Genomic DNA, 22,544 nt, shown 5'->3' with positions numbered 1-22,544 from the left:
CCGGCAGCAAAAGATTCCGGCATATTTTTATAAAAAAAATCTGTAATGGCATCCTTATACTATGATTCCACTACAGATTCTCTGTAAAGCAAATATTCATCTATCACTCTGCCTGATCCAGTAGCAGGCAGATATTCGTGATCCACATTGGATCAAACAGCCCGGTAGCCACGTTTTTCTCCCCGGCGCGCAAAATACTGATATCCTCCGATCATCGCTGCCGCAAAAACACCATAGATCATCAGAAGGCTTCCTGCTCCGGCTTTTTCCACCAGAGTCTGGGCGTATTCACTGAAAATAAGTATCCAGGTATTGGCTCCGATGTGCATCAGCACACTGGTCCACTTATTACCGCCCATCTCCAGAAACCACGCAGAAATCCCTCCCAGAACAAACGCATACACAGCCTGCAGGACATTTCCGTGATAAATTCCGAAAAACGCCGCAGAGATCACAGCGGAAACCAGCACTGAAAAGTGATCCCGAAGTCGCAGATAGATCAGCCAGCGAAAGATCATTTCTTCTGCAACGGGCGCTATGATCCCCATCCAAAAGATCATCATAAACAAACTCTTTCCTGAGGTGATCTTCGTCATCGTCTCTCCATAGCTGGATGAGATCCAGTTCTGCAGAATCGCCACCAGCACATTGGCATACTGGGCAAATCCGGCTCCAGCAGCAAGAAGAAGCAGCATTTCAGGAATAGATAGCCTTTGTTCCTCAACGGAAGTCAAACCGCCGATCAGCCTTCCTATACGATCCTTCCGGTAAAAATATACTGCCGGAAACATAACCAGCACTCCGGTAAGTCCGGTGATCACCAGCGTATAACTATAGTACCTTTCCTGTGCGTTGCCGACATGCCCTGCCAGCCAGAGAAGCACGGCGCTTCCGAGGATCTGTCCGATAAGATAATGGATTCCTGCCGGATAAAGCTCCCTCCACACTATTTGAAAAATATTCTGTTTGTGCAGAGGGGTCAGACGAAAAAATTCAGAAGTTCATCTGCGGAAGCTACGATCTGAAGAGGCTGTGCCTTTTCCAGTTCTTCTATGCTTCCATATCCGTAAGATACAGCCACACACTGGATCCCGCATCGTCTGGCTCCAAGAATGTCATGTTCTCTGTCACCCACCATGATCACCTGGTCACGGTGGTCAGAAAGGCTCATTCTTTCCAGAGCTTCCTCGATCACCTGAGATTTGGTTACTTTCGGTCCATTGAGGTCCGTCCCGGCGATCACCTCAAAATACCGGCTCAGATTAAAATGGTCCATGATCTGTGTTACGTAAAAGGTCGGTTTCGCAGACGCCACAGCCATTCTGTAGCCACGACGTTTCAGTTCTGCCAGAGTGTTTTCCACGCCCGGATAAACGGTATTCTCATACATTCCTTTTTCTGAATACCGCTCTCTGTAATATTCGATTCCCTTCTGCGCTGTCTCTTTATCAAATCCCGCATATTTCATAAACTGTTCCAGAAGCGGCGGACCCACAAAAACCTTCAATGGCTCCAGCTCCGGTGCCGAAACTCCAAGCTTCTCCAGTGCATACTGTACAGATTTCGTAATCCCCTCTCCGGATTCTGTCAGTGTTCCGTCCAGATCAAAAAAGATTGCCTTATACATAAATTCCTCCTGTTGTATAAAATAATCAGTAAGTATGCCTATTGTATCACTGTTTTTCTGGTAAGTCCATGGTTTCATAGTACAGCTTCCCGGATTTCACAAAACCCATGAGTTCTGCTTTCCAGGGATTTCTGCTTTTTTTCGGTAATTCCGCCAGAAGCTTTTTTCCCTGCCAGTAAAAATCACATTCTTTTCCATTGATCCGAAATGAAAGGATCTGGAACGGAATATCCGGACTGATCTCTATCCGGATCCTGTTACCGTCTGTTTTCATTCGGATCACCGGTTTTTGCTCTTTTTCTTTTTTCCTATCCGACGTTCCTGTTGGTTCTGTCCGATAGTAAGATAATGCCGGATTTTGCTTCTTCTCCCTCTTTGATGCATCTGTCACTGACTTTCGAACTGGTTTTTGAGTCAACGTTACAGATGGACTTGCTGTCACTGTCTGTATGGGGATTGGTTGTTCAGTCAGTATTGGCAGTTTTGTTGGTATCGGCGTTTCCGTCAGTTTTTCCGCAAGCGTATCAGCTATCTCTGCTTCTTTCGGAATAGTTATCCCCGGATTTTCATCTTGTCTGATATCCGGTTCCTGAACTTCATAGCCTTCTCCCCCGACCCCCGGATCTTCTCCATTTTCCATAAAGCTTTCTTCCTGAGAACGTACCTCATCTGTCTGAAAATCTAAATTCCATTGTGCAGACTCCTCCTGATCATTCTCTGATTCTGCCCAGGCAGCGGAATACTCCTCAGTATTTCCTTCTTCTCTGTTCCAATTACTATCATCACTTCCTTCTCCTGCATAGCTTTCTTCCCAGTCTTCCGGTAGCTGTCCGGTTCCTTCTCCCACATTCATATCAAATCCGCCGGTATCAAAACTATCCATTCCTGACACATCAAATCCATAGACAGCAATGGAAGGGATCATCCATCTGCATAAGACCAGCAGAAACAAAACAATAAAACAGGTTTTCCTACTAGTAATTTTCATTTCTTTTGGTTTTTTCTGATCACTTTCTCTTCTTTTTCTCATTAATCTCCTCCCAAAGCTGCAGATTTCTGCTTTCACTGTCATCCAGTAATTCCGCTTTTTCTTTCTTTTTATAATCTTCCCACAGCTTTCTGCTGGCCTCTTTCTGCCCGGTCCGAATAAGAAACATCCCATATTCTCCGTAAGCCACAGGATATTCTGCATCATACAGAAGAAGATTTTCATAATATAAAGCCGCTTTTTCCGGTTCACACAAAAGCTCCGCATTCCATGCCAGCAATAGCTCAATACGACGCTGCTGTTCTTTTTCCCCATAATTTCTACTTAACCTCTGGAGTCTCTTTTCCGCTGCCATACAGCACTTTTCCCGATCTTTTGAGTCTTCCGGATACTGTCTGGCTTCGTAATACAAATCTGTTACTTCTGAGATCGCCACAGAAAATTCTTCCGTTTTCAGCAATCCTGCTATCAAGATCAGTGTTCCTATCAGAATCCCTGCAGCTGCCGCTTCCAGAAATCGTTTTCTCCAAGTGATCATCCGATATCTGTTTTCCAGCTTTTGGATTTTCTTCTGAACCACTGACATATCCGAATATCTGTATTTTTCCTGTTTTCTGGTACATCGGAACAGAAGCCAGAAAAAATCCGGATATAAAATCCACTGCCATTTCTTTTTTCCGCAAAGCTTTTCCAGGGTCTTCCCCAGAGCATAAATATCACTTCCCGGTCTTAAGTAGCCCTGATACTGCTCCGGCGCCGCATAGCCTTTCGTTCCTTCACAGATCTGTTTTCTTTTTCCATGATCGAACATGGCACTTCCAAGATCTATCAGATACAGATGCCCGGTTTCAGAAAACATAAGATTATCCGGTTTCAGGTCCCCGTAACAGACCGGTGGCTTCCGACTGTGAAGATATTCCAATACTCTGGCAATCTCCTTTCCCAGAGCAAGGATTTCCCGTAAAGAAAACCGTTTTCCTGAACGGAGAAGTTCTCCCAGCGACTGACCCTTGATATATTCCATGATCAGATAACAGTACTCCCCTGTTTCCACATAATCGATAATCTTCGGTATTGCAGGATATTCCAGATGCTGCATGAGTCTGGCTTCTTTTTTCTTTGCGATCGGTATCTCTTTCACTGCACGGCAGATACCAAGTTCCATATCTTTTGCCAGATAAAGGCTTCCACCTCCGCCATGTCCAATTTGTTCTACAATACAATAACGTTCTTTCAGAACATTTCCGATCAGACAGATCACCTTCCTCTCATTTCTGTCAGACAATATTTATGCTTACATTTCTTATTGATTTGGGATAATCCGGTGAATTCCGGTTTGAAAAAACAGATAACTTATAGTCAGGCAGATATTCGTGATCTGCCCTCGTTTAGGATAAGTCCTATTATAGCACGTCCTGTTCTTTTTGCAAAGAACTTTCTATATAAAAAAGTCCGCCGGATATAGCAGACAAAAATATCTCTTTATCCGGCGGTCTGTCATTATTCATAGTGTTTGTATCTGCAAAGCTATACCTTACATACGATCCGGTGCAGAGAATCCAAGAAGATCGATGCTTGTCTCAAGCACTCTTCTTGTAAGCTGGAGCAGCTGAAGGAAGGATTCCTTCTGTGCCTGATCCTCTTCGCTTAAGATCTTGGTCTCATGGTAAAAGCTGTTAAATGCATTGGATACCTCATAGATATATGCACAGATCTTATGTGGTGCTTTTTCTTCAAAAGCGTTCTCAACCATTGCCGCAAAGCCGGAAAGCTGAAGCATCAGGTTCTTCTCACTGACATTGACTGCCGGAAGGATCTTACCTGTACTTAAATCTCCTCCCTCCTGTACATAACGGTTCAGGATTGACTTAATACGAACGATAGTATAAAGGATATACGGACCTGTATTTCCCTCAAAGGATGTAAAGCGGTCAACATCAAAGATGTAATCCTTGGTCGCCTGGTTGGAAAGATCTCCGTATTTGATTGCGGAAAGTCCTACGATCTTGGCAGTATCCTTTGCATCTTTATCTTTTACACTGCGATTCTCCACGATCTTACGATACATTTCCTCATCAATATCTGCGATCAGGTTCTCCAGACGCATAACACCGCCTTCTCTTGTCTTAAACGGTTTACCGTCTTTTCCATTCATGGTACCGAAACCAAGGAAGGAAAGCTTGGTCTCCGGATTTACAAGACCGGTTTTTCTTGCGCAGCGGAATACCTGGATAAAATGCAGCTCCTGACGCTTGTCAACAACATAAAGGATCTCATCCGGCTGAAAGAGTTTCATACGCTCTACGATAGTAGCAAGGTCTGTGGTCGTATAGAGAGAAGCTCCGTCTGATTTCAGAAGCATACATGGAGGGATCTCCTTGGTATCACTCTCTTCTTTTACATCTACAACAAGAGCACCCTGGTCCTCATAGGCAAATCCTCGCTTCTTCATATCCTCTACCATATCCGGAATATATGGCTGTGCATCGGATTCTTTTTTCCAGAGGTCAAAATCTACGTTCAGATTCGCGTAGTTTCTCTTAAGGTCTGTTACAGATACATTCATGATGTGGTTCCAGAGAGCCATGTATCCGGGTTTACCCTGCTGAAGAAGGTGGGTTGCCTCCAGTGCCTCATTACGGTAAGCCTCATCCTCTTTGGACTTCCCACTGGCACATGGATAGATCTCTTCCAGCTCGCTGATGGTAAACGGTGCTTCTGCCGGATATTCACCGGTAAAGCTGTCATCAAAATATACCAGCTCCGGTTTCCGGTGTTTCAGCTCGGTGATGATCAGTCCCATCTGAAGGCCCCAGTCTCCAAGATGTACATCACCGATCACCTTATGTCCTACAAAACGTCCGATACGCTTGATGCTCTCACCGATGATCGCAGAACGGAGATGTCCTACGTGAAGCGGCTTGGCAACGTTTGGTCCGCCATAGTCGATAATGATCGTCTTCGGATTCTTGGCAGTCTCAACAGAAAGCTTCTCGTCCTCTGCCATCTTATTCATGTATTCTGCAACAAATTCCGGTTTCACATCCAGGTTGATAAATCCAGGCTTTACAACTTCTGCTCTGGAAAAGATCCGGCTGTCTGACAGCTGTGCTACCACATCATCAGCGATCATAAACGGTGCCTTGTGATATGCTTTGGCTCCTGCCATAGCACCGTTACACTGATACTCACATAAGTCCGGTCTGTTGGAAACAGTAACTTTTCCGTAAGACGGATCATAACCTGCTTTTTCAAATGCTGCGGAAAGTTCTTCCGCCATCTGTTCCATAATCTTCTTCATGTTTCAAACTCCTCATATCTTTGTTTCTGTATTTTATGCTTATAATGTCACTTTTCTTGAACATGCGACTGCAAGGGCACCATAACCGATATGGCAGGCAACACTTAAAGAAAGGGGATCCATATGTATCTCCATTCCCGGAAATACCTCCTGGATCTCTTTTTTAAATTCTTCTGCTTCTTCCAGATTTCCTGTATAAGCAGCCTGAAGACACATCTCACCGTCAGATGCGTATTCCTTAAAACGTGTTTCCCAATCATTCTTCATTGCCTTCAGCATGGCACGTTTGGCCTGCTTCTTGCCACGGACCTTGGCGTAGGCATCCAGCTTCTCTCCCTGGATCTGAAGTACAGGCTTCAGGTTCAGAACCGTTCCGATGGCTGCTGCTGCCGGTGTGATCCTGCCACCTTTTTTCAGATATTTCAGGGTGTCAAGTGTGATATAAATACTGGAATCGAGTTTCTGATCTGTAAGGATCTTCTTGATCTCTGCAGCACTTTTTCCTGCCTCGGCAAGCATCTTAGCATCCATTACAGACTGTCTCTGTGTTACGGAAATCCGCTGATTGTCCACTACCTGAACACGACCATTATAATCAATAGCAAGTCCCATTGCAGTAGAACAGGATGCACTCAGTCCGCTTGACATCGGAATATGAACGATTTCCTCATAATCTCTCAGAAGCTTGTCCCACAGATCACAGAGATCAGCCGGACTTGGCTGAGATGTGGAGATCGGTTCATCCTTCTTAAGCTTCTCATAAAACTCTTCCTGTGTGAGAGTTACACCTTCAAGATACATTTTTTCATTAATATAAAACGGCATCGGTATCACATAAACGCCAAGCTCTTCGGCCTGGGCCTGTGTGATACCGCTGTTGCTGTCTGTTACAATGGCAATTTTGCCCATTCTTTTCTCTCCTCCTGGTCTGTTATCTCACAGTTCAAAGAATTAATGCATCAGCCCCTGATGGACTAATTCTTTGAACTGCTGTAGAAATCCATGATGTTAGTGTATCATATTTTTTTCTATACCACAATTGGAAATTTTCTGTGACCTTCGCTCATAAAAAACACCTCGCGGAATATTACCAGTGAACAGTAACTAAAAAAAACAGCTGCCATACAAATATTTATGCACAACAGCTGTCACACTATTTATCAAAAATATCCTTATCTATTTATGATCTGTGTCTTATTTCATTTCTCTTACGATCTTTCGAACCGGAAGAACAAATGTCGGAGATACGGACAACTCATCCAGTCCCATCTCTACAAATCTCTCAGTAAGTGTAGTGTCCGCACCAAGCTCACCACAGATTCCGGCCCAGATACCTTCTTTGTGTGCATTATCCACAACCATCTGGATCATACGGAGAACTGCCTCATGATGGGAATCATAAATGTTGTCAAGCTTTGCATTCTGACGGTCAATAGCCAGTGTATACTGGGTCAGATCATTGGTTCCGATACTGAAGAAATCAACCTCTTTTGCAAGAAGATCACTGATCATAACAGCTGCCGGAGTCTCGATCATGATACCCTGCTCCACGTCATCACGGAACGGGATCCCCTGTTCCTTAAGCTCTGCTTTTACTTCTGCTACAATAGCCTTGATCTGCTTCACCTCTGTTACAGAGATGATCATCGGATACATGATGGAAATATTTCCGAACATGCTTGCACGGAAAAGCGCTCTCAACTGTGTCTTAAATACTTCCGGACGGTCCAGACAGATACGGATCGCACGATATCCCATTGCAGGGTTCTCCTCATGCGCCATATTAAAATAATCGATCTGCTTGTCCGCTCCGATATCCAGAGTACGAATGATAACTTTTTTGCCGGCCATATTCTGAGCTACGGTCTTGTAAACCTGGAACTGCTCTTCCTCTGTAGGATAGTCTTCTTTTTCCAGGTATACGAACTCACTTCGGAAAAGTCCGATGCCTTCCGCATCATTGGCAAGTACATTCGCAACATCACCTGTACTTCCGATGTTGGCATAAAGGTGGAGCTTACGACCGCTCTTGGTAACAGTTTCTTTACCTTTCAGCTCTTTGAGCATTGCACGCTGTGCAAGTTCATCGGCACGCATATCCTCATATTTTTTAAGGGTCTCTGCATCCGGCTCAACGATCAGATTTCCGCTCTTTCCGTCTACGACTGCCATCTTACCGTCCATGGACTCATCGTATTCAATATTGATCAGCGCCGGAATATTCATGGTTCTCGCAAGAATCGCAGTATGTGAGTTAGAAGAACCTTTTCTTGTGACAAAAGCAAGAACCTTGCTCTTATCCATCTGTACAGTCTCACTTGGTGCAAGATCCTCTGCAACTACGATCACCGGCTCGGATGCTTCAAGCTCTCCATCTCCATGGCCGGAAAGCACACGTACCAGACGGTCTGAGATATCCTTTACATCAGCTGCTCTCGCTTTCATATAATCGTCGTCCATCTGTGCGAACATTGATGAGAAGTTATCACCAGTTGTTGCAACCGCATATTCTGCATTTACAGACTCTGTACGGATAATGTTGTGGATGGAATCCAGATAGTCATCATCATCCAGCATCATCTGATGAACCTCAAAGATTGCCGCTCCGGACTCTCCAACTTCCTGAAGAGCCTTGTCATAAAGCTTCTGAAGCTGTGCCACAGCCTGCTCTCTGGCTGCCTCCACACGCTTTACCTCTTCTTCCGGATCCTCCACGTGAACACGTTTAACACTGGCGTCAACTTTCTGGAGGATCGAGATCTTACCGATCGCAATACCGGAAAATACAGATTTACCTTCCAAAACCTTCATGAAATTATCTCCTTCTGTTTTTATATTTGCCCACTTATGATGTATTATATCATACTATCCAAAGATTCTGCCACGATTTTTTTATGATCTCTAAAAAACCTGTAAAAACTCTATTTATACTTTCTTTTTTTGTCATATATACAGCAAAAGTGACAAAATAAAGACCGCAGAGCTTCATAAAACCTGAACAATACTTTCAGATATAAAAATAAGCATCTGCCGCCGGAATCCTTCCGGCAATTGCAGATGCTATATGTATGTATATCTTTTTATTCACTGCGAAGGGCATCGATCGGATTAAGATTAGCTGCCTTTACAGATGGGAGAAGTCCGAAGATCAGACCGATCAGCATGGAAAATACCACAGAGCCGATGATAGCCGGAACGCTGATGGCTGTTGGTGCTCCTGACACCTGAGACACCATTTTTGACAGGATGATTCCAAGGACCACACCAATGATTCCTCCGATACTGGTCAGCACCGAAGCTTCCGTCAGAAACTGTCCCAGGATCACTTTTTTTCTTGCTCCGATAGCTTTTTTCAGTCCGATCTCGCTGGTACGTTCTGTGACAGATACAAGCATGATATTCATAACACCGATACCACCAACAAGCAGGGAGATACTTGCGATCCAGATCAGCTGCTGATTGGTACTTTCGCTGAGCTTCTGGAGATTCTTAACCTTCTCCATAATGTCTTCCGCTTTATATTTAAAGTTCGATTTGTTTTTTTCATTCTGGATCCCTGTATTCAGAATATCCTCTGCTGCTTTTCCTACAGAACTCATATTATCTGTGCTGTCTGCACGGACTGTCACATTTTGCGGCTGATCAAATTTAAATGCAACAGGCCAGGTAGTATCCGGGATCATCACGCTTCCCATGATCGTCTGCGAATATTCCTCGTATTCAGAAATCGTATTGATCTTCGGCATGCTGTCCTCACTCTGAGTGATCACACCTACAATGATATACGGTTCTGATCCCACCTCAATGGTTTTCCCTACAGGGCTCTCACTTCCGAAAATATTCTGTGCAGCATTGGAATCCACAAGAGCAACCTTTCGGTAGCTGTCATAATCTTTTTGTACAAATCCCCGCCCGGACTGGACCAGGTATCCCATCGTTTTCAGATAATTGCTGTCGATCCCGTACACGGTTCCGCCCTGAAAGCTTGTGTTTTTATAATAAACACTGGCAGACTGGCTACTGTAATAAAATGTAGAACTGATCACATGATCCAAATCTCCGATCGCCGTTTTCTGGGAATCAGAAATAACCGGCGGTGTGGCCGAGCTTCCGTAAGAACCATAATCCATATCGTATGTACTGTCTCCGTCATAGAGCATAACCTGTACGGTATTGTTTCCGGACCCGATCAGATCTTCCTTGATCTGCTCACTGGTACCTTTGATCGTAGATACAATTGCAATAATAGATGCAATACCAATAATAATACCCAGCATGGTCAGAAAGGATCTCATCTTATGTGACCATATTCCCTGAAAAGCCAGGCGTATATTTTCAAACATGAAATTTCTCCTTCCTGTTATTTATTCATTGTACATATCATCCAAAGTCACTTCTTTTGTCTTGGCTCCCTCCTTCACGGCATCACCATATGGGAAAGCAAGAAGATCATCGGATTTCAGACCTGAAGTTACAACTGCATAATATCCGCTGTTTACAATGCTTCCCACTGTGATCTGCTGCTTTTTCAGTGTTCCCTTCACGTCTTTGTATACATAGCTGGTTCCATTTTCCGTACGGATAAATGCCTTCATCACAACCATACTGCCTTCGGCAAGTTTATTTGACTTCAGAGATACCGTCACATAATCCTGGTCGGTAAACTGCAATGAACGATCTGTGATCTCTGCATTAAAGGTGTAATACGATACATTGGGATTAGAATCTCCACCATAATAAGCATTTGAAGAATCCACCGGGTAATCGGATACATTCAGTACCTTCGCCTCAAAGCTGCCGGAATTATAACTGGTACACTGAAGAAGTGTTCCCTCCTTCATCTGATCCAGCATCAGTTCGCTGACCGTTCCGGTAACATAAAAACCATCCTTACTTTTTACTTTCAGAAAAGCATCTCCATTATAAGAACCTGTGACTTCATCTCCGATGTAAGCAACCGTTCCATCCAGTTTGCTTGTTATCAGCTTGTTTTTTATTTTGTTCTCCAGCTTAGTGATTTTCAGATTATTTTCCTCAATATCCAGTTTCAAACTTGCGATCTTGTTTTTCTGGATCTTGATCGCATCCTCTCTTGACATGGTTGTGCCATCAGTACCGTCATCTCCATCACCGCTGTCATCCGGTATCTCATCATCATTTTTGTCATATTTGGAAGCCTCGTCCAGTGTAAATTCTGTTTCCGCATACATATATACCGGATTTTCAAGAAGACTTCCATCGATCAGATAATATCCTGTACAGGAAAGTGTTCTGTCCTGAAAATCAGCAATGGTATCATTCTCATGAAACTCCAGCTGGAACCAGCTGCCGCCTTTCTGGACCACTTTGGTTCCATCCTCACTGTATCCCGCCATTCTGTTAAAGAAGGATCCCATCACCGTAACTTTGCCTTTGGCACTGCTTACAAGAAAAACATAGGGATCTTCTTCCGTACCGGTTCCTGTAAACGGCTGAGAAGTATAATCCAGCTTCTGATAAAATTCCGGTTCACCATCTGTGATCCCCGGAATTTCCGGTTCTGTTATATTGGGATCAGGAAGCTCATTGGGTCCCAGTGTGGGAGTCGGTGTCGGAGATACCGTTGGGGTGTCATCTTCTCCGGAACCCCAGTCCGTAGTCTCTCCGTCTGTAATATCATTGGCAGTAGGATCCTGGTAGGTCGGATCCATGATCAGATCCTCATCGGATGCAGTTGTATCCTCTTCCATATCCGCTGTGTCATCTCCGGTCATCTGCTCTGTTTCACTGTCCGTCGTTTCTCCGGACGGCATTTCTTCGGTAACTTCCTCTGCAGAATCTTCAAGATCTCCTTCTGTATCTGTAAAGGCACTGAGAAGTAATGGCCTGGAGGAAGCCGCTGCAAGATAGCTACCATCTGTAGTAGCCGCGGAACCGGTAGTTGACTGCATATCCTCGTCTCCGTCACTTCCGGAAGGTGTATCGGTATTTGTCATTTCTCCGTCACCTCCTGTATCACCACCTGTAAGATTCAGGTCCGTATCATCAGTACTGTCTGTACTGTCTTCGATGGGACCTCCATTCTGAAGACTTGTCAGACGGTTCTGTGCTTTGGTCAGATCCTGCTCCTGCTTCTGCTGTTTCAGCTTTGCAATATTCAGTTCCATCTCTACAAGTGTCATATCAAAGGAGATCAGATTATCGCCTTTTTTTACATCATCACCCTGGGATACATATATTTTCTCGATGATCATATCTTTATCCATATTTACATTCTGAGAAACATTCGTGGTGATGGTTCCATCCAGTGTTGTCTCTGAATACCAGTCCGTCTGAAGATTGCTGACGCTGGTTACCGGCACCTCTGTTACCTTGGATTCTTTCACATGCATAAGCCCTGTGTAGATTCCTCCGGCTGCCAATGCCGCAACCAGTACACCAACGATCACTCTCTTCACCACTTTCATTCTATCACCTCTTTTCCTGCAGCTCACCGTCACGGATCATAACAACCCGTTTGGCATGTGCCGCGATCTCCGGGTCATGTGTGATCATCAGCACAGAAACTCCCTCATCGTTCAGCTTCTGAAACAGTTCCATAACCTGTGCTCCCGATTTCGTATCCAGTGCCCCGGTAGGCTCATCTGCAAGCAAAAGCTTGGGATTGTTTACGATCGCTCTTGCAATAGCCACTCTCTGCATCTGTCCTCCGGAAAGCTGGTTGGGCTTAAAATCCACCCTGTCGGCAAGGCCTACACGCTCCAGAGCTTTTCGTGCACGTTCCCGGCGCTCCTTTTTGGGAACCCTTGCATAATTCAGCGGCAGTTCCACATTTGTCAGCGCACTCTGCCTTGGAAGGAGATGAAAGCTCTGAAATACAAATCCGATCGTTTTCAGACGGATATCTGACATCTCATTCTCTGTACATTTGGCAATATCTTCTCCATTCAGGAGAAAAGTTCCCTTGGTAGGTTTGTCCAGGCATCCGATAATATTCATCAGTGTAGTCTTTCCGGAACCAGAAGGTCCCATGATCGCCACATATTCTCCCTCCTCCATGGAAAAATCTACATCTTTCAATACAGGTACCGTCATTTTCCCCTGTTGATAATCCTTATATATTCCTTTTAAATCCAAAATCATTCTGTCGGCGCTCCTTCCATCGGAACAAGGTCATCTCCCGAAGAAATATCGTCTGTCGCATCCATCATATCACTGTCTACAGCTCCATCTTCGATCATTTCAGGCTCTGAGCCATCACTTTCCGTGTACGCAGAATCATCAATACTTTCATCATCCTCGGAATCATCCCACATCGCCGCTGTAGTCTGATCTGCAGTACCTTCTGTGACAGACATACCTTCTTTCAGCTCATCTGTCGGAAATGCGATCTTATCTTTTTCAGAAAGTCCGTCTGCGATCTCATATTCCCCAAGATCTTCATCATACTGTCCTAATATGACATCTCTCTTCTCCAGCTTGTTCTGACCGTTTGCGATCCAGACATATGGGCTGTCTGTATCCGCATCCACGATAAAATAATCGTTCAGCCAGATACCGGACTTCTTCTCATCCTGTCCTTCGTCCGGTTCAATATACACATGCTGCCCCAGCATCAGACCCTCAGATGAATCCAGATTCACATAAAACGGATAGGTACTGGATGATGTCTGATCATCACTGGCACTGGACATTCCGAACATTGCCATATCCGAACTGCTGTTGCTGGTAGAATTATCCAGGTCAACAGAGCCCATGGTGCCCTTCCAGGTTTTTGAAGAATCCACCCTGGAACGAATGATCACAGGAGTTCCCTCTATGATCGAATCACGGTTTATTTCGTTTACCGTTCCCTTTACACGATAAGCACCTGTACTCAGGAGCGTGATAAATGCATTGCCGGAGCTGTTTCCGGAACTGGAATCTGTGGAATCCGTCGTGCCTTCTGTCAGCGTATCCTCCACGCCCTCAGAATCATCACCGCCCATCTTGGAGGTATCGATCTTCTGGATCACTCCATCGATCTCACTACGCACCTCGGTATTCTGCGTTGCCTGGGAAAGCTTATCGATCTCTGCCTGTTTGCTTTTCTGATCATATTCATTCTTCTTAAGATTCATTTTCTGTGTTTCGATCTCTATTGTATAGGAAAGCTGATTATCTGCTGTAGCTTTCTTTTTCTCAGCTTCCAGTGTAGTAATCTGATCAGATATACTTAACTGTTCGTTTTTCAGGCGGTCCAAGGCCAGCTGTGCTTCCTGAAGACTTTGCTGGATACTTCCAAGATCATACTGAAAAAGAAGCTGCCCTTTCTTGACTTCCTGACCGGTCTTTACCTGAACTTCTTTTACCTTTCGGCCGCTTTCGATCTTTACCTGAACCGTTTCCTGCGGTTCCACAACACCTGCATATCGGTTTTCCACTCCGGAATCCATTTCCGAAAGCTTGCTTATCTTTGTTACATATACAATATCGCTGCCTCCTGCGGACCCTGCATGATGTGTATAATAATACCATCCACCGGCTCCGATACCGGCTGCAAGTACAAGGACTCCAAGTGCGATCAAAATACGTTTTTTCATATCTGTCCCCTTTTCTCAGCATCGTACTAAAACTATCTGTTGCTTCAAACATCATAGCAGATTCACTCTAAAAAGAAAAGTCCCTGAAGAAAACGATGCAGATTTCACAGATTTTTCATAAAAAAGTCTCCTTTTTCTCCATTTTTGCGATATTTTGACTTTCGGTACTTTATCTGCTAAAATGTTGTAATATAACTTTTTTGAAAGGAAAGAACAATATGAAGACAGTGAAACATCTGCTGGCTTTCTTGATGATCATTCTTCTCTCAGTTTTTTTATGTAGCTGCTCCCAGTCGGCCAAAGCTCATGCGGAGAAGGCGATCAAAAAAGATCTGGATCTTCTTAAAAATCTGGACTCTGAAACAACCATGCAGTACATATCCTATCAGGAACTGTTTCCGGATTCTGATGACAGCACAAAGCTTTCTGCTGACATAAAAGAAGTATTTTCTCTCTTCTTTCAGAATTTCGATTACAAAATCCTAGGTATATCCGTTGATAGCGACGAAAAAAATGCTTCTGCGCAGCTTAAGCTTACTACTCTGGATGCTGAGGCTCTTGCCAGTGATTTTGTTTCTGCAAGCCTTCAGGAAGAAATACTGGAAACCGCCTCCGGTAAAGAAAATGATAACGGAAATTCCCTGGAGCAGCGTTATCTGCTCCTGTACAAGCTTCTCAAGAATAACACGTACAGTTCTGTAGAACGCAATACTTCCATCCAACTAAACAATCTTGGATCTTCTTCAGAACCTGACTGGGAGATTACGCACAGTTCCTCTCTCGAAAATGATCTGGTCGGTGGCCTTATCACCTATCTGTCCGATCCTGATCTTGTGCCGCCTGCCGAAACGCTTACCGTCTATCTGAAAACGCTTCAGGAAATGGATGTAAAGCAGATGGCTAATTATTTGGGGCTGGATTCCATTCTGAACACTTCAGATTCGGCAAAAAACGCCATTGCCTCTGCCCTTATGGAACAGTTTCACTCCTGTTTTAACTACAAAATATCAAGCACCTCTGTTTCCGGATATCTTGCTGAAGTGGACGCAGAGCTTACCACATTTGACAGTAATTCCATTCTTACACAGTACGAAAAAGAATTGAATACTTATCTGGCTTCTGCTGATGCAGTGATCGACGGTTCCCAGAAGCGTTACAACAAATCACATGAACTGCTTCTGGACAGTATCAGGAATAATCAGGCAACCATAACTGCCACTGCTACCTTCCATCTCACAAACGATGGTGCATCCTGGAAGCTTGAAAATGCAGGTACCGAACTGGGCAATGCCATCTTCGGAACTCTTACCGCTTCACCGGTTCCTGAAGATTCTACCGAAGATAACGAATAAAGAATAAAAGCTAGAAAACCCGTGAATATCTGCTTTCTCTGACAGGAAAGCGTGATCTTCACGGGTTTTTTATATTCTTCTTTTTTATATTCCGGATATGATCTTTATAAAAAGCAATGCAAGGACTATAAGAATAATAGGCCGTATGATCCGGCTTCCGTTTTTCATAACCATACCTGCACCGGTATAATGTCCTGCGATCGAGAACACTGACGCTGCAATTCCAAGCATGATCACAATCTTTCCGCTGAGCAGAAATACAACAAGAGCCGCTACATTAGAAGAGAGGTTGGTAACCTTCATGGTACCGGATGCTTTTGCCACACTCATTTTTCCCAATCCTGTAAACAAAAGCAGGAGAAAAGTTCCTGTTCCTGGTCCATAAAATCCATCGTAGCATCCTACAGCAAGAGAGCATACGGCACAGAGCAGGATCTGTTTTTTTCTGGCGATCTCGCCACCCTTCTCATCCATATTTTTCTTGCGCAGCACATAAAAAGCAACCACCGGAAGAACAGGGATCAGCATATAACGCAGGAGCTTATCACTGGCTATAAGAGCAAGGTGAGCTCCTATGGAAGATCCCAGGAGTGCCATTGGAATACATGGAAGCACCAGGATCCAGTCCACAAATTTATTTTTGCACAGACGGACAGTTGAGATCAATGTTCCTGTTGCTGATGACAGCTTGTTGGTGGCAACAGCATTATGTACAGGAACTCCGGCCAAAAGATAAGCAGGCAGGGAGATCAGTCCTCCCCCGCCTGCTACAGCATCTACAAATCCGGCAAGAAATACAAGTGGGCAAACGATCAGAAATGTATAGATTGTCGGCTGCATGATTTTTTATTCTTCCTCTTCTTTCTGCGGCTCAAGGTCAAGTCCCAGCTCATGAAGCTGTGCCTCACTTACCTGGCTAGGAGACTGAGTCATCAGACAGGAGGCATCCTTAACCTTCGGGAATGCAATAACATCACGGATCGTATCTGCCTTTGCCATAAGCATAACAAGTCTGTCAAGGCCATATGCAAGTCCTGCGTGTGGCGGAACTCCATATTTGAAGGCATCCAGAAGGAATCCGAACTGCTCATGTGCAGCTTCTTTTGTGAAGCCAAGTGCCTCAAACATTCTTTCCTGAATATCATCCTGATGGATACGCACGCTGCCACCGCCAATCTCATTTCCGTTAAGAACGATGTCGTATGCTTTTGCACGAACCTTTCCCGGATCTGTGTCAAGAAGCGGAAGATCCTCCTCCATAAGCATGGTGAACGGATGGTGCATTGCTGTAAAACGGTTCTCCTCCTCGCTCCACTCAAGAAGCGGGAACTCTGTTACCCATACGAAACGATACTCATTTTTATCTAAAAGATCCATCTGTTTTGCAAGCTCAAGACGGAGTGCTCCCAGTACATCGTATACCAATTTTGTCTTATCTGCTGCAAAAAGAAGAAGATCTCCCGGCTTGCCGTCCATAGCTTTTACAAGAGTATCCATCTCTTCATCTGTCATAAACTTGGCGAAAGAAGATTTTCTGGTTCCGTCCTCTGCAATGGAAATGTATGCAAGACCTTTTGCACCATAACCTTTTACGAACTCAACAAGCTTATCGATCTTCTTTCTCGGCATTGCGCCCTGACCTTCTGCATTGATACCACGAACACTTCCGCCGTTCTCAAGCGCACCTGTGAACACACCAAATCCGCAGTCTTTTACGATATCACTGACATCATGAAGTTCCATACCGAAACGCATATCCGGCTTGTCGGAACCAAAACGATCCATAGCTTCCTGCCAGGTAATTCTCTGGATTGGGAGTTTTACATCGATATCCAGAACTTCTTTGAACAGGAATGCAAGATATCTCTCGTTAACATCGATAACATCGTCTACATCAACAAAGGAAAGCTCCATATCGATCTGTGTGAACTCCGGCTGACGGTCAGCACGAAGATCCTCATCACGGAAGCATCTTGCTATCTGGATATAACGATCAAATCCGGAGCACATCAGAAGCTGTTTGTACAGCTGCGGAGACTGTGGAAGGCCATAGAAGCTTCCCGGATGAACACGTGATGGTACCAGATAGTCTCTGGCTCCCTCAGGAGTACTCTTTCCAAGCATCGGTGTCTCAATCTCAAGGAATCCCTCTTCTGTAAAGAACTGTCTTGTAAGCTGGGCAACCTTGCTCTTCATCATGATATTTCTCTGAAGATCTGGTCTTCTTAAATCAAGATAACGATATTTAAGTCGGATCTCATCTTTTGTCTTGCTATTCTCCTCGATCGGGAATGGAGGAACATCTGCCTCAGCAAGAACACGGAGGGATTTTACACGAAGCTCGATCTCGCCAGTTGCAAGATTCTCGTTTACTGCTCCTCCACGTTTCTCTACGGTACCGGTTACAGCAATAACAAACTCACTACGCAGTTTACCTGCTTTTGTAAAGCCTTCCTCGTCAATGCTGCCATTCTCAAAAATCAGCTGCATGATCCCGGAACGGTCACGAAGATCCACAAATACAAGACCTCCTTTATTTCTGGCTTTTGCCACCCATCCCATTAATGTTACTTCTTTTCCGACCATCTCTGTGGTCACTTCTGCACATCGGCAAGTTCTGTGCAGTCCCTGCATGCTTTCAGCCATCTCTTTATCCTCCTCTGACTATTTTTTTCATAGTCATTTTAATTTACTCTGCTATCTCCGTTTTCAGACGGGCAGTTTCAGTCTCTGTTGAAAAATTCTACATACTCTGTATAACCATCTGCTGCCAGCTGGTCTTTCTGGAATTTTTTGTTCTTTTTCATGATAGAGATATTGATCTGTGTACCTGCACTTCTTTCCTCAGTTGCCTGTTTCAGGATATTCAGAAGCTTGTCTGCCGGCATGTTCTTCTCGATCAGATATGCTTTCTTGCCATTCTTGGTTGGAATCTCATAGCCTCTCTCAAGAAGCAGCATAACAATTCTCTCAAATCCAATGGAGAAACCACAAGCACAGATATTATTTCCTGTAAATTTACCGATCATCTCATCGTAACGTCCGCCTCCACCGACGCTTCCGCCGAACTCATCCATGGAAATCTCAAAGATCGGACCTGTGTAATAGGACATTCCACGTACCAGTGTAGGGTCAAAGGACATTTTGAAGTCTGCTGTTTTTACAGATTCTACAGTATTGATGATCGTTTCAAGATCCTCTGCAATACCTGCTTCCAGAACATCAGAAAGTTTTTCTTTAATATAACGGACACCCTCAACATCGTTGGTGATCTCACGGAAAAGTCCAAGATAAGTGTCAATGCTCTCTTTCGCAAAGCCCTCTTTCTCAAGCTCCTCTGCAACTCCCTCGATGCCGATCTTATCCATCTTGTCAAGAATAATAAAGACAGTATCAAAGCTCTCTGCCGGGAATCCACTGTACTGAGCCATTGCCTTCAGGATCCTTCTGTCATTGATACGGATCGTAAAGTTATGGAAATCCAGTTTTCCAAGAAGTGTTGTAGTTGCAAGTACAAGCTCGATCTCAGCAAGATAGGTCGGCTCACCCAGGATATCGATATCACACTGCATAAACTGACGGAAACGACCTCTCTGCGGACGGTCAGCTCTCCATACATTTCCCATCTGAAGTGCCTTAAACGGAGCCGGAAGCTCGTTTGCATTATTGGAATAATATCTGGAAAGCGGTACGGTCAGGTCATAGCGAAGTCCGGAATCTGTCAGATCATTCTCTGTTTTTGCAGTATCCAGTTTCAGTTTCTCGCCTCTCTTCATGATCTTGAAGATCAGCTTTTCATTTTCACCGCCCTGCTTGCTGCAGAGATTCTCAATATGTTCTACACAGGGAGTCTCAATTGCGGAAAAACCAAAGGTTCCGTACGTCTCTCTGATCATATTCATCACATAGTTACGGATTGCCATTTCCTTCGGTAAAATGTCCTTCATTCCTGTAACCGGTTTCTTTTTTAATGCCATAGTTTCCTCCTTTATGAATCACCCTCTGAAATGCAAGAAACACCTGCATGTCAAAGTTTTTAATCTCATCGATCATCAGTCTTAAAACTTCATCATTTTCCAGAGCCTTCCGATATGGTCTGTCCATACTCAAAGCCGCATATACATCACATACTCTCAGGATCCTTGCACCCATAGGGATATCCTTTCCGCTTCTGTTGCTGGGATAACCGCTGCCGTCAAAATTCTCATGATGATAAAGAATACTTTCCAGAACATAATCGGAATATCCCTGGTCTTTCAGGATCTCATAACCTAATGTGGAGTGCATGCGAACATATTTCAGTTCTTCAATGACCATCGGATTCTGCTCTTGGCCATTAATGTATCCTTCCAGTTTCAGCTTGCCTATATCATGGAGCATTCCGGCAATAGCCAGCTGATAACATTCTTTCTCACCAAGACCAAGCTCCTTTGCCACATCATAGGCAAGGTTACTGACAACAACCCCATGCTTCAGCTCTGCGGAAAGATCCATTTCCAGGATCCGGTCCTGCGTAGTTTCACTTATCTTCTGTACGCTTTTCAAGGATCCGTCTCTCCTTTCCGTCTACAGCCATTTTGCAATGCCCTCGCGTTTCCTCTCGATCATTTCATCGATACGTGTGATATAATTGACAACATCCTTCACATTCTCCACACGCTCAATGCGCTGTCCGTGATCAAACACAAGCTTGGAAGAACCACCTGCACCCAGTGCGATGATCGGCTGCTTTTCCTCCATAATCAGTATATTGTAAATCCCTGCTTTGTCAACCTCTGAATACCCGACGTTCTCAAAATTCCCCTTCATATTCTTCTGTCTGTACAGATAATAAGGACCCATTCCCATCTCGTAGGCCGTTTTCATAGTCAGATCCATGATCTCCTGATTGTTTTCAAAGGTCATCTCCTGGTATTTAGCACGGAAAATATTCAGTCTTGCCGCACGCTTCACAGCAAGAGAATGTACGGTCAGGCTGTCCGGCCCGAGAGCTTTTACCTCGTCCAGTGTATGCTGCACTTTTGTGATATCTTCGCCGGGAAGACCCACGATCAGATCCATATTGATATTGTCGAATCCGGCTTTTCTTGCCAGATGAAACGCATTCTTTGTCTGTTCTACTGTATGACGTCTGCCAATGATATCCAGGGTTTCCTGATTCATGGTCTGTGGATTTACAGAAATCCTGGTAACCGGAAACTCCCGGATCGCCTGAAGCTTTTCCAAGGTTATACTGTCCGGTCTTCCTGCCTCAACCGTAAATTCTTCCAGCTCCTCACAGGGAAAATATTCCGTGATCGCGCCAAGAAGTCTCCGAAGCTGATCCGGCTCCAGTGTGGTAGGTGTTCCCCCACCGATATAGACCGTATCCAGCTTCCGGTTTTTCATCATCCCGGAAACAGCCCGGATTTCCTTTACCAGCGCATCCAGATACGCCTCCACATATTTACGCCATCTCTCCAGCGGATAGGAACTGAATGAACAGTACAGACAGATACTCGGACAGAAAGGAATGCCAACATAAAGGCTGTAACCGTTTTCATAATCAATGTTTTTCAGGATATCCCGCTCACGGTTGGCAATGGTAACTGCAAGCGCTGTTTTCTCCGGGCTTACCAGATACTGTTCTCTCATATATCTGGCGATCTCTGTATTCTTCATTCCGGACTCCAGCATTCCCATAGCCATTTTCACAGGACGGATGCCTGTAAGATTTCCCCAGGGAAGTGTCTTTCCTGTAGCTTTGGAAAGCATCTGATACAGAGCGTATTTGATCGCGTCTTTATTTTTTCTGCGGATATCATGGGCATCATTGCAAGAAATAAGGGCATCCGAAGCTTCTCCACTGGATTGCCCTTCTATCACAGCCCCATGAGCTGTTTCTTTCTCTATTCCGTTGTTGTAACTGATGGTATAACCTTCTTCATCACGTGAGACCCGGAAACGGATATCATAATCCGCATCATCCTCTTCATAAAGAGAAACGATCTCATTTCCGGGATAAAACGCTTTGATCAGTTCATACACATCATGCTCAAAATCTCTGTTCTGAAACAAAATGCCAATCTTATACAAATGGATTATACCTCTTTTCATAACCAATGGTTGTGGATGCGTCATGCCCCGGAAATACTTCTGTATCCTCTGGCAAAGTATCCACAAGCTTGTGAAGGCTTCTTACGATCTCAGCAGAACTTCCGCCAGGAAAATCGGTTCTTCCCACAGAGCCGCAAAACAATGTATCTCCGCTGAAAAGCACACCTTCGTCTTTGATATAATAGCAGCAGCTTCCTTTGGTATGTCCCGGTGTGTGGAACATCTGGATGGAAAATCCTGCCGCTTCGAAAATCTGCCCGTCATCCAGAAGAACCTCCGGCTTAATTGAACAGGCACTTCCATAAACAGCAGTCATATTTATCGTGGGCTCTGCCAGCATCACTTCTTCCTGCCTGCATGCATAAACCGGGATCTGATATTTTTCCTTCACTTCCTTTACAGCCATGATGTGATCAAAATGACCATGTGTCAGAAGGATCCCCACCGGTTTTCCCTGAATAAGAGATACTTTCTGAAAAACTTTTTCTGCATAGTCTCCCGGGTCTACGATCAGCAGTTCTCCGGTCTCTTTATTTTTCAGAAAATAGCAGTTGGTAAACACCTGACCCAGCACACACTGCTGCATTTCAAGTTTACTCATAAAAATTCCTCCGTTTAT

Annotated in this window: 18 protein-coding genes; 1 reads left to right on the top strand and 17 read right to left on the bottom strand. The window is 44.5% G+C overall.

Annotation, left to right across the window (positions count from 1 at the left end):
• Positions 1-152: 152 nt before the first annotated feature.
• The 11 genes from LKD46_RS03140 to LKD46_RS03090 form a co-directional block, all read right to left on the bottom strand.
• Complete coding sequence (locus LKD46_RS03140) at positions 153-947, bottom strand: CPBP family intramembrane glutamic endopeptidase (protein ID WP_022427116.1); 795 nt, start codon at positions 945-947, stop codon at positions 153-155.
• 32 nt (positions 948-979) lie between these two features.
• A complete protein-coding gene (locus LKD46_RS03135; RefSeq protein ID WP_110102464.1) occupies positions 980-1,627 on the bottom strand; it encodes an HAD family hydrolase in 648 nt (215 codons plus the stop codon).
• A gap of 46 nt (positions 1,628-1,673) precedes the next feature.
• A complete protein-coding gene (locus tag LKD46_RS03130; protein WP_021650393.1) occupies positions 1,674-2,657 on the bottom strand; it encodes a hypothetical protein in 984 nt (327 codons plus the stop codon).
• A complete protein-coding gene (locus tag LKD46_RS03125) occupies positions 2,635-3,900 on the bottom strand; it encodes a serine/threonine protein kinase (protein WP_021650392.1) in 1,266 nt (421 codons plus the stop codon). Before LKD46_RS03125 ends, LKD46_RS03130 begins: the two co-directional genes overlap by 23 nt.
• Before the next feature lie 249 nt (positions 3,901-4,149).
• Positions 4,150-5,916 carry an arginine--tRNA ligase gene (argS, locus tag LKD46_RS03120; protein ID WP_110102463.1) on the bottom strand — a complete coding sequence of 589 codons (1,767 nt, stop codon included), beginning with the start codon at positions 5,914-5,916 and terminating at the stop codon, positions 4,150-4,152.
• Between the two features lie 39 nt (positions 5,917-5,955).
• Entirely contained in the window at positions 5,956-6,825 is an 870-nt protein-coding gene (locus LKD46_RS03115; RefSeq protein ID WP_015524658.1) for a DegV family protein, read from the bottom strand.
• 285 nt (positions 6,826-7,110) lie between these two features.
• Entirely contained in the window at positions 7,111-8,727 is a 1,617-nt protein-coding gene (gene ptsP, locus LKD46_RS03110; protein ID WP_015524657.1) for a phosphoenolpyruvate--protein phosphotransferase, read from the bottom strand.
• Between the two features lie 269 nt (positions 8,728-8,996).
• On the bottom strand, positions 8,997-10,259 hold the full coding sequence (locus LKD46_RS03105; RefSeq protein WP_021650388.1) for an ABC transporter permease: 1,263 nt from the start codon (positions 10,257-10,259) through the stop codon (positions 8,997-8,999).
• A 21-nt stretch (positions 10,260-10,280) separates the two neighbouring features.
• A complete protein-coding gene (locus LKD46_RS03100; protein WP_110102462.1) occupies positions 10,281-12,362 on the bottom strand; it encodes a hypothetical protein in 2,082 nt (693 codons plus the stop codon).
• Positions 12,363-12,366: 4 nt separating this feature from the next.
• A complete protein-coding gene (locus LKD46_RS03095; RefSeq protein WP_015524653.1) occupies positions 12,367-13,038 on the bottom strand; it encodes an ABC transporter ATP-binding protein in 672 nt (223 codons plus the stop codon).
• Positions 13,035-14,477 (bottom strand): efflux RND transporter periplasmic adaptor subunit, encoded by a 1,443-nt coding sequence (locus LKD46_RS03090; protein ID WP_110102461.1) that lies wholly within the window; start codon positions 14,475-14,477, stop codon positions 13,035-13,037. Before LKD46_RS03090 ends, LKD46_RS03095 begins: the two co-directional genes overlap by 4 nt.
• A 218-nt stretch (positions 14,478-14,695) precedes the next feature.
• On the opposite strand from LKD46_RS03090, the gene LKD46_RS03085 reads away from it, so the two are divergent.
• Positions 14,696-15,829, top strand: a complete 1,134-nt coding sequence (locus LKD46_RS03085; protein WP_110102460.1) for a hypothetical protein — start codon at positions 14,696-14,698, stop codon at positions 15,827-15,829.
• Positions 15,830-15,913: 84 nt separating this feature from the next.
• Here LKD46_RS03085 and LKD46_RS03080 read toward each other — a convergent pair whose 3' ends face one another.
• From LKD46_RS03080 to LKD46_RS03055, 6 genes are all read right to left on the bottom strand, one after another.
• Entirely contained in the window at positions 15,914-16,669 is a 756-nt protein-coding gene (locus tag LKD46_RS03080; protein ID WP_021650384.1) for a sulfite exporter TauE/SafE family protein, read from the bottom strand.
• A 6-nt stretch (positions 16,670-16,675) separates the two neighbouring features.
• Positions 16,676-18,475 (bottom strand): aspartate--tRNA ligase, encoded by a 1,800-nt coding sequence (gene aspS / locus LKD46_RS03075; RefSeq protein ID WP_110102459.1) that lies wholly within the window; start codon positions 18,473-18,475, stop codon positions 16,676-16,678.
• Positions 18,476-18,552: 77 nt separating this feature from the next.
• Positions 18,553-19,806 carry a histidine--tRNA ligase gene (hisS, locus tag LKD46_RS03070; RefSeq protein WP_110102458.1) on the bottom strand — a complete coding sequence of 418 codons (1,254 nt, stop codon included), beginning with the start codon at positions 19,804-19,806 and terminating at the stop codon, positions 18,553-18,555.
• Positions 19,739-20,374, bottom strand: a complete 636-nt coding sequence (locus LKD46_RS03065; protein WP_021650382.1) for an HD-GYP domain-containing protein — start codon at positions 20,372-20,374, stop codon at positions 19,739-19,741. Before LKD46_RS03065 ends, hisS begins: the two co-directional genes overlap by 68 nt.
• Before the next feature lie 21 nt (positions 20,375-20,395).
• A complete protein-coding gene (gene hemZ, locus LKD46_RS03060) occupies positions 20,396-21,925 on the bottom strand; it encodes a coproporphyrinogen dehydrogenase HemZ (protein ID WP_110102457.1) in 1,530 nt (509 codons plus the stop codon).
• Positions 21,897-22,526, bottom strand: coding sequence for an MBL fold metallo-hydrolase (locus tag LKD46_RS03055; protein ID WP_110102456.1), 630 nt, complete (start codon positions 22,524-22,526; stop codon positions 21,897-21,899). Before LKD46_RS03055 ends, hemZ begins: the two co-directional genes overlap by 29 nt.
• Between the last annotated feature and the right edge of the window lie 18 nt (positions 22,527-22,544).

It is taken from the genome of Blautia fusiformis (assembly GCF_020686995.1).
GTDB lineage: Bacteria > Bacillota > Clostridia > Lachnospirales > Lachnospiraceae > Blautia_A > Blautia_A fusiformis.
The sequence above is the reverse complement of the archived record's forward strand: the minus strand, read 5'-3'. Positions and strand labels throughout refer to the sequence as shown.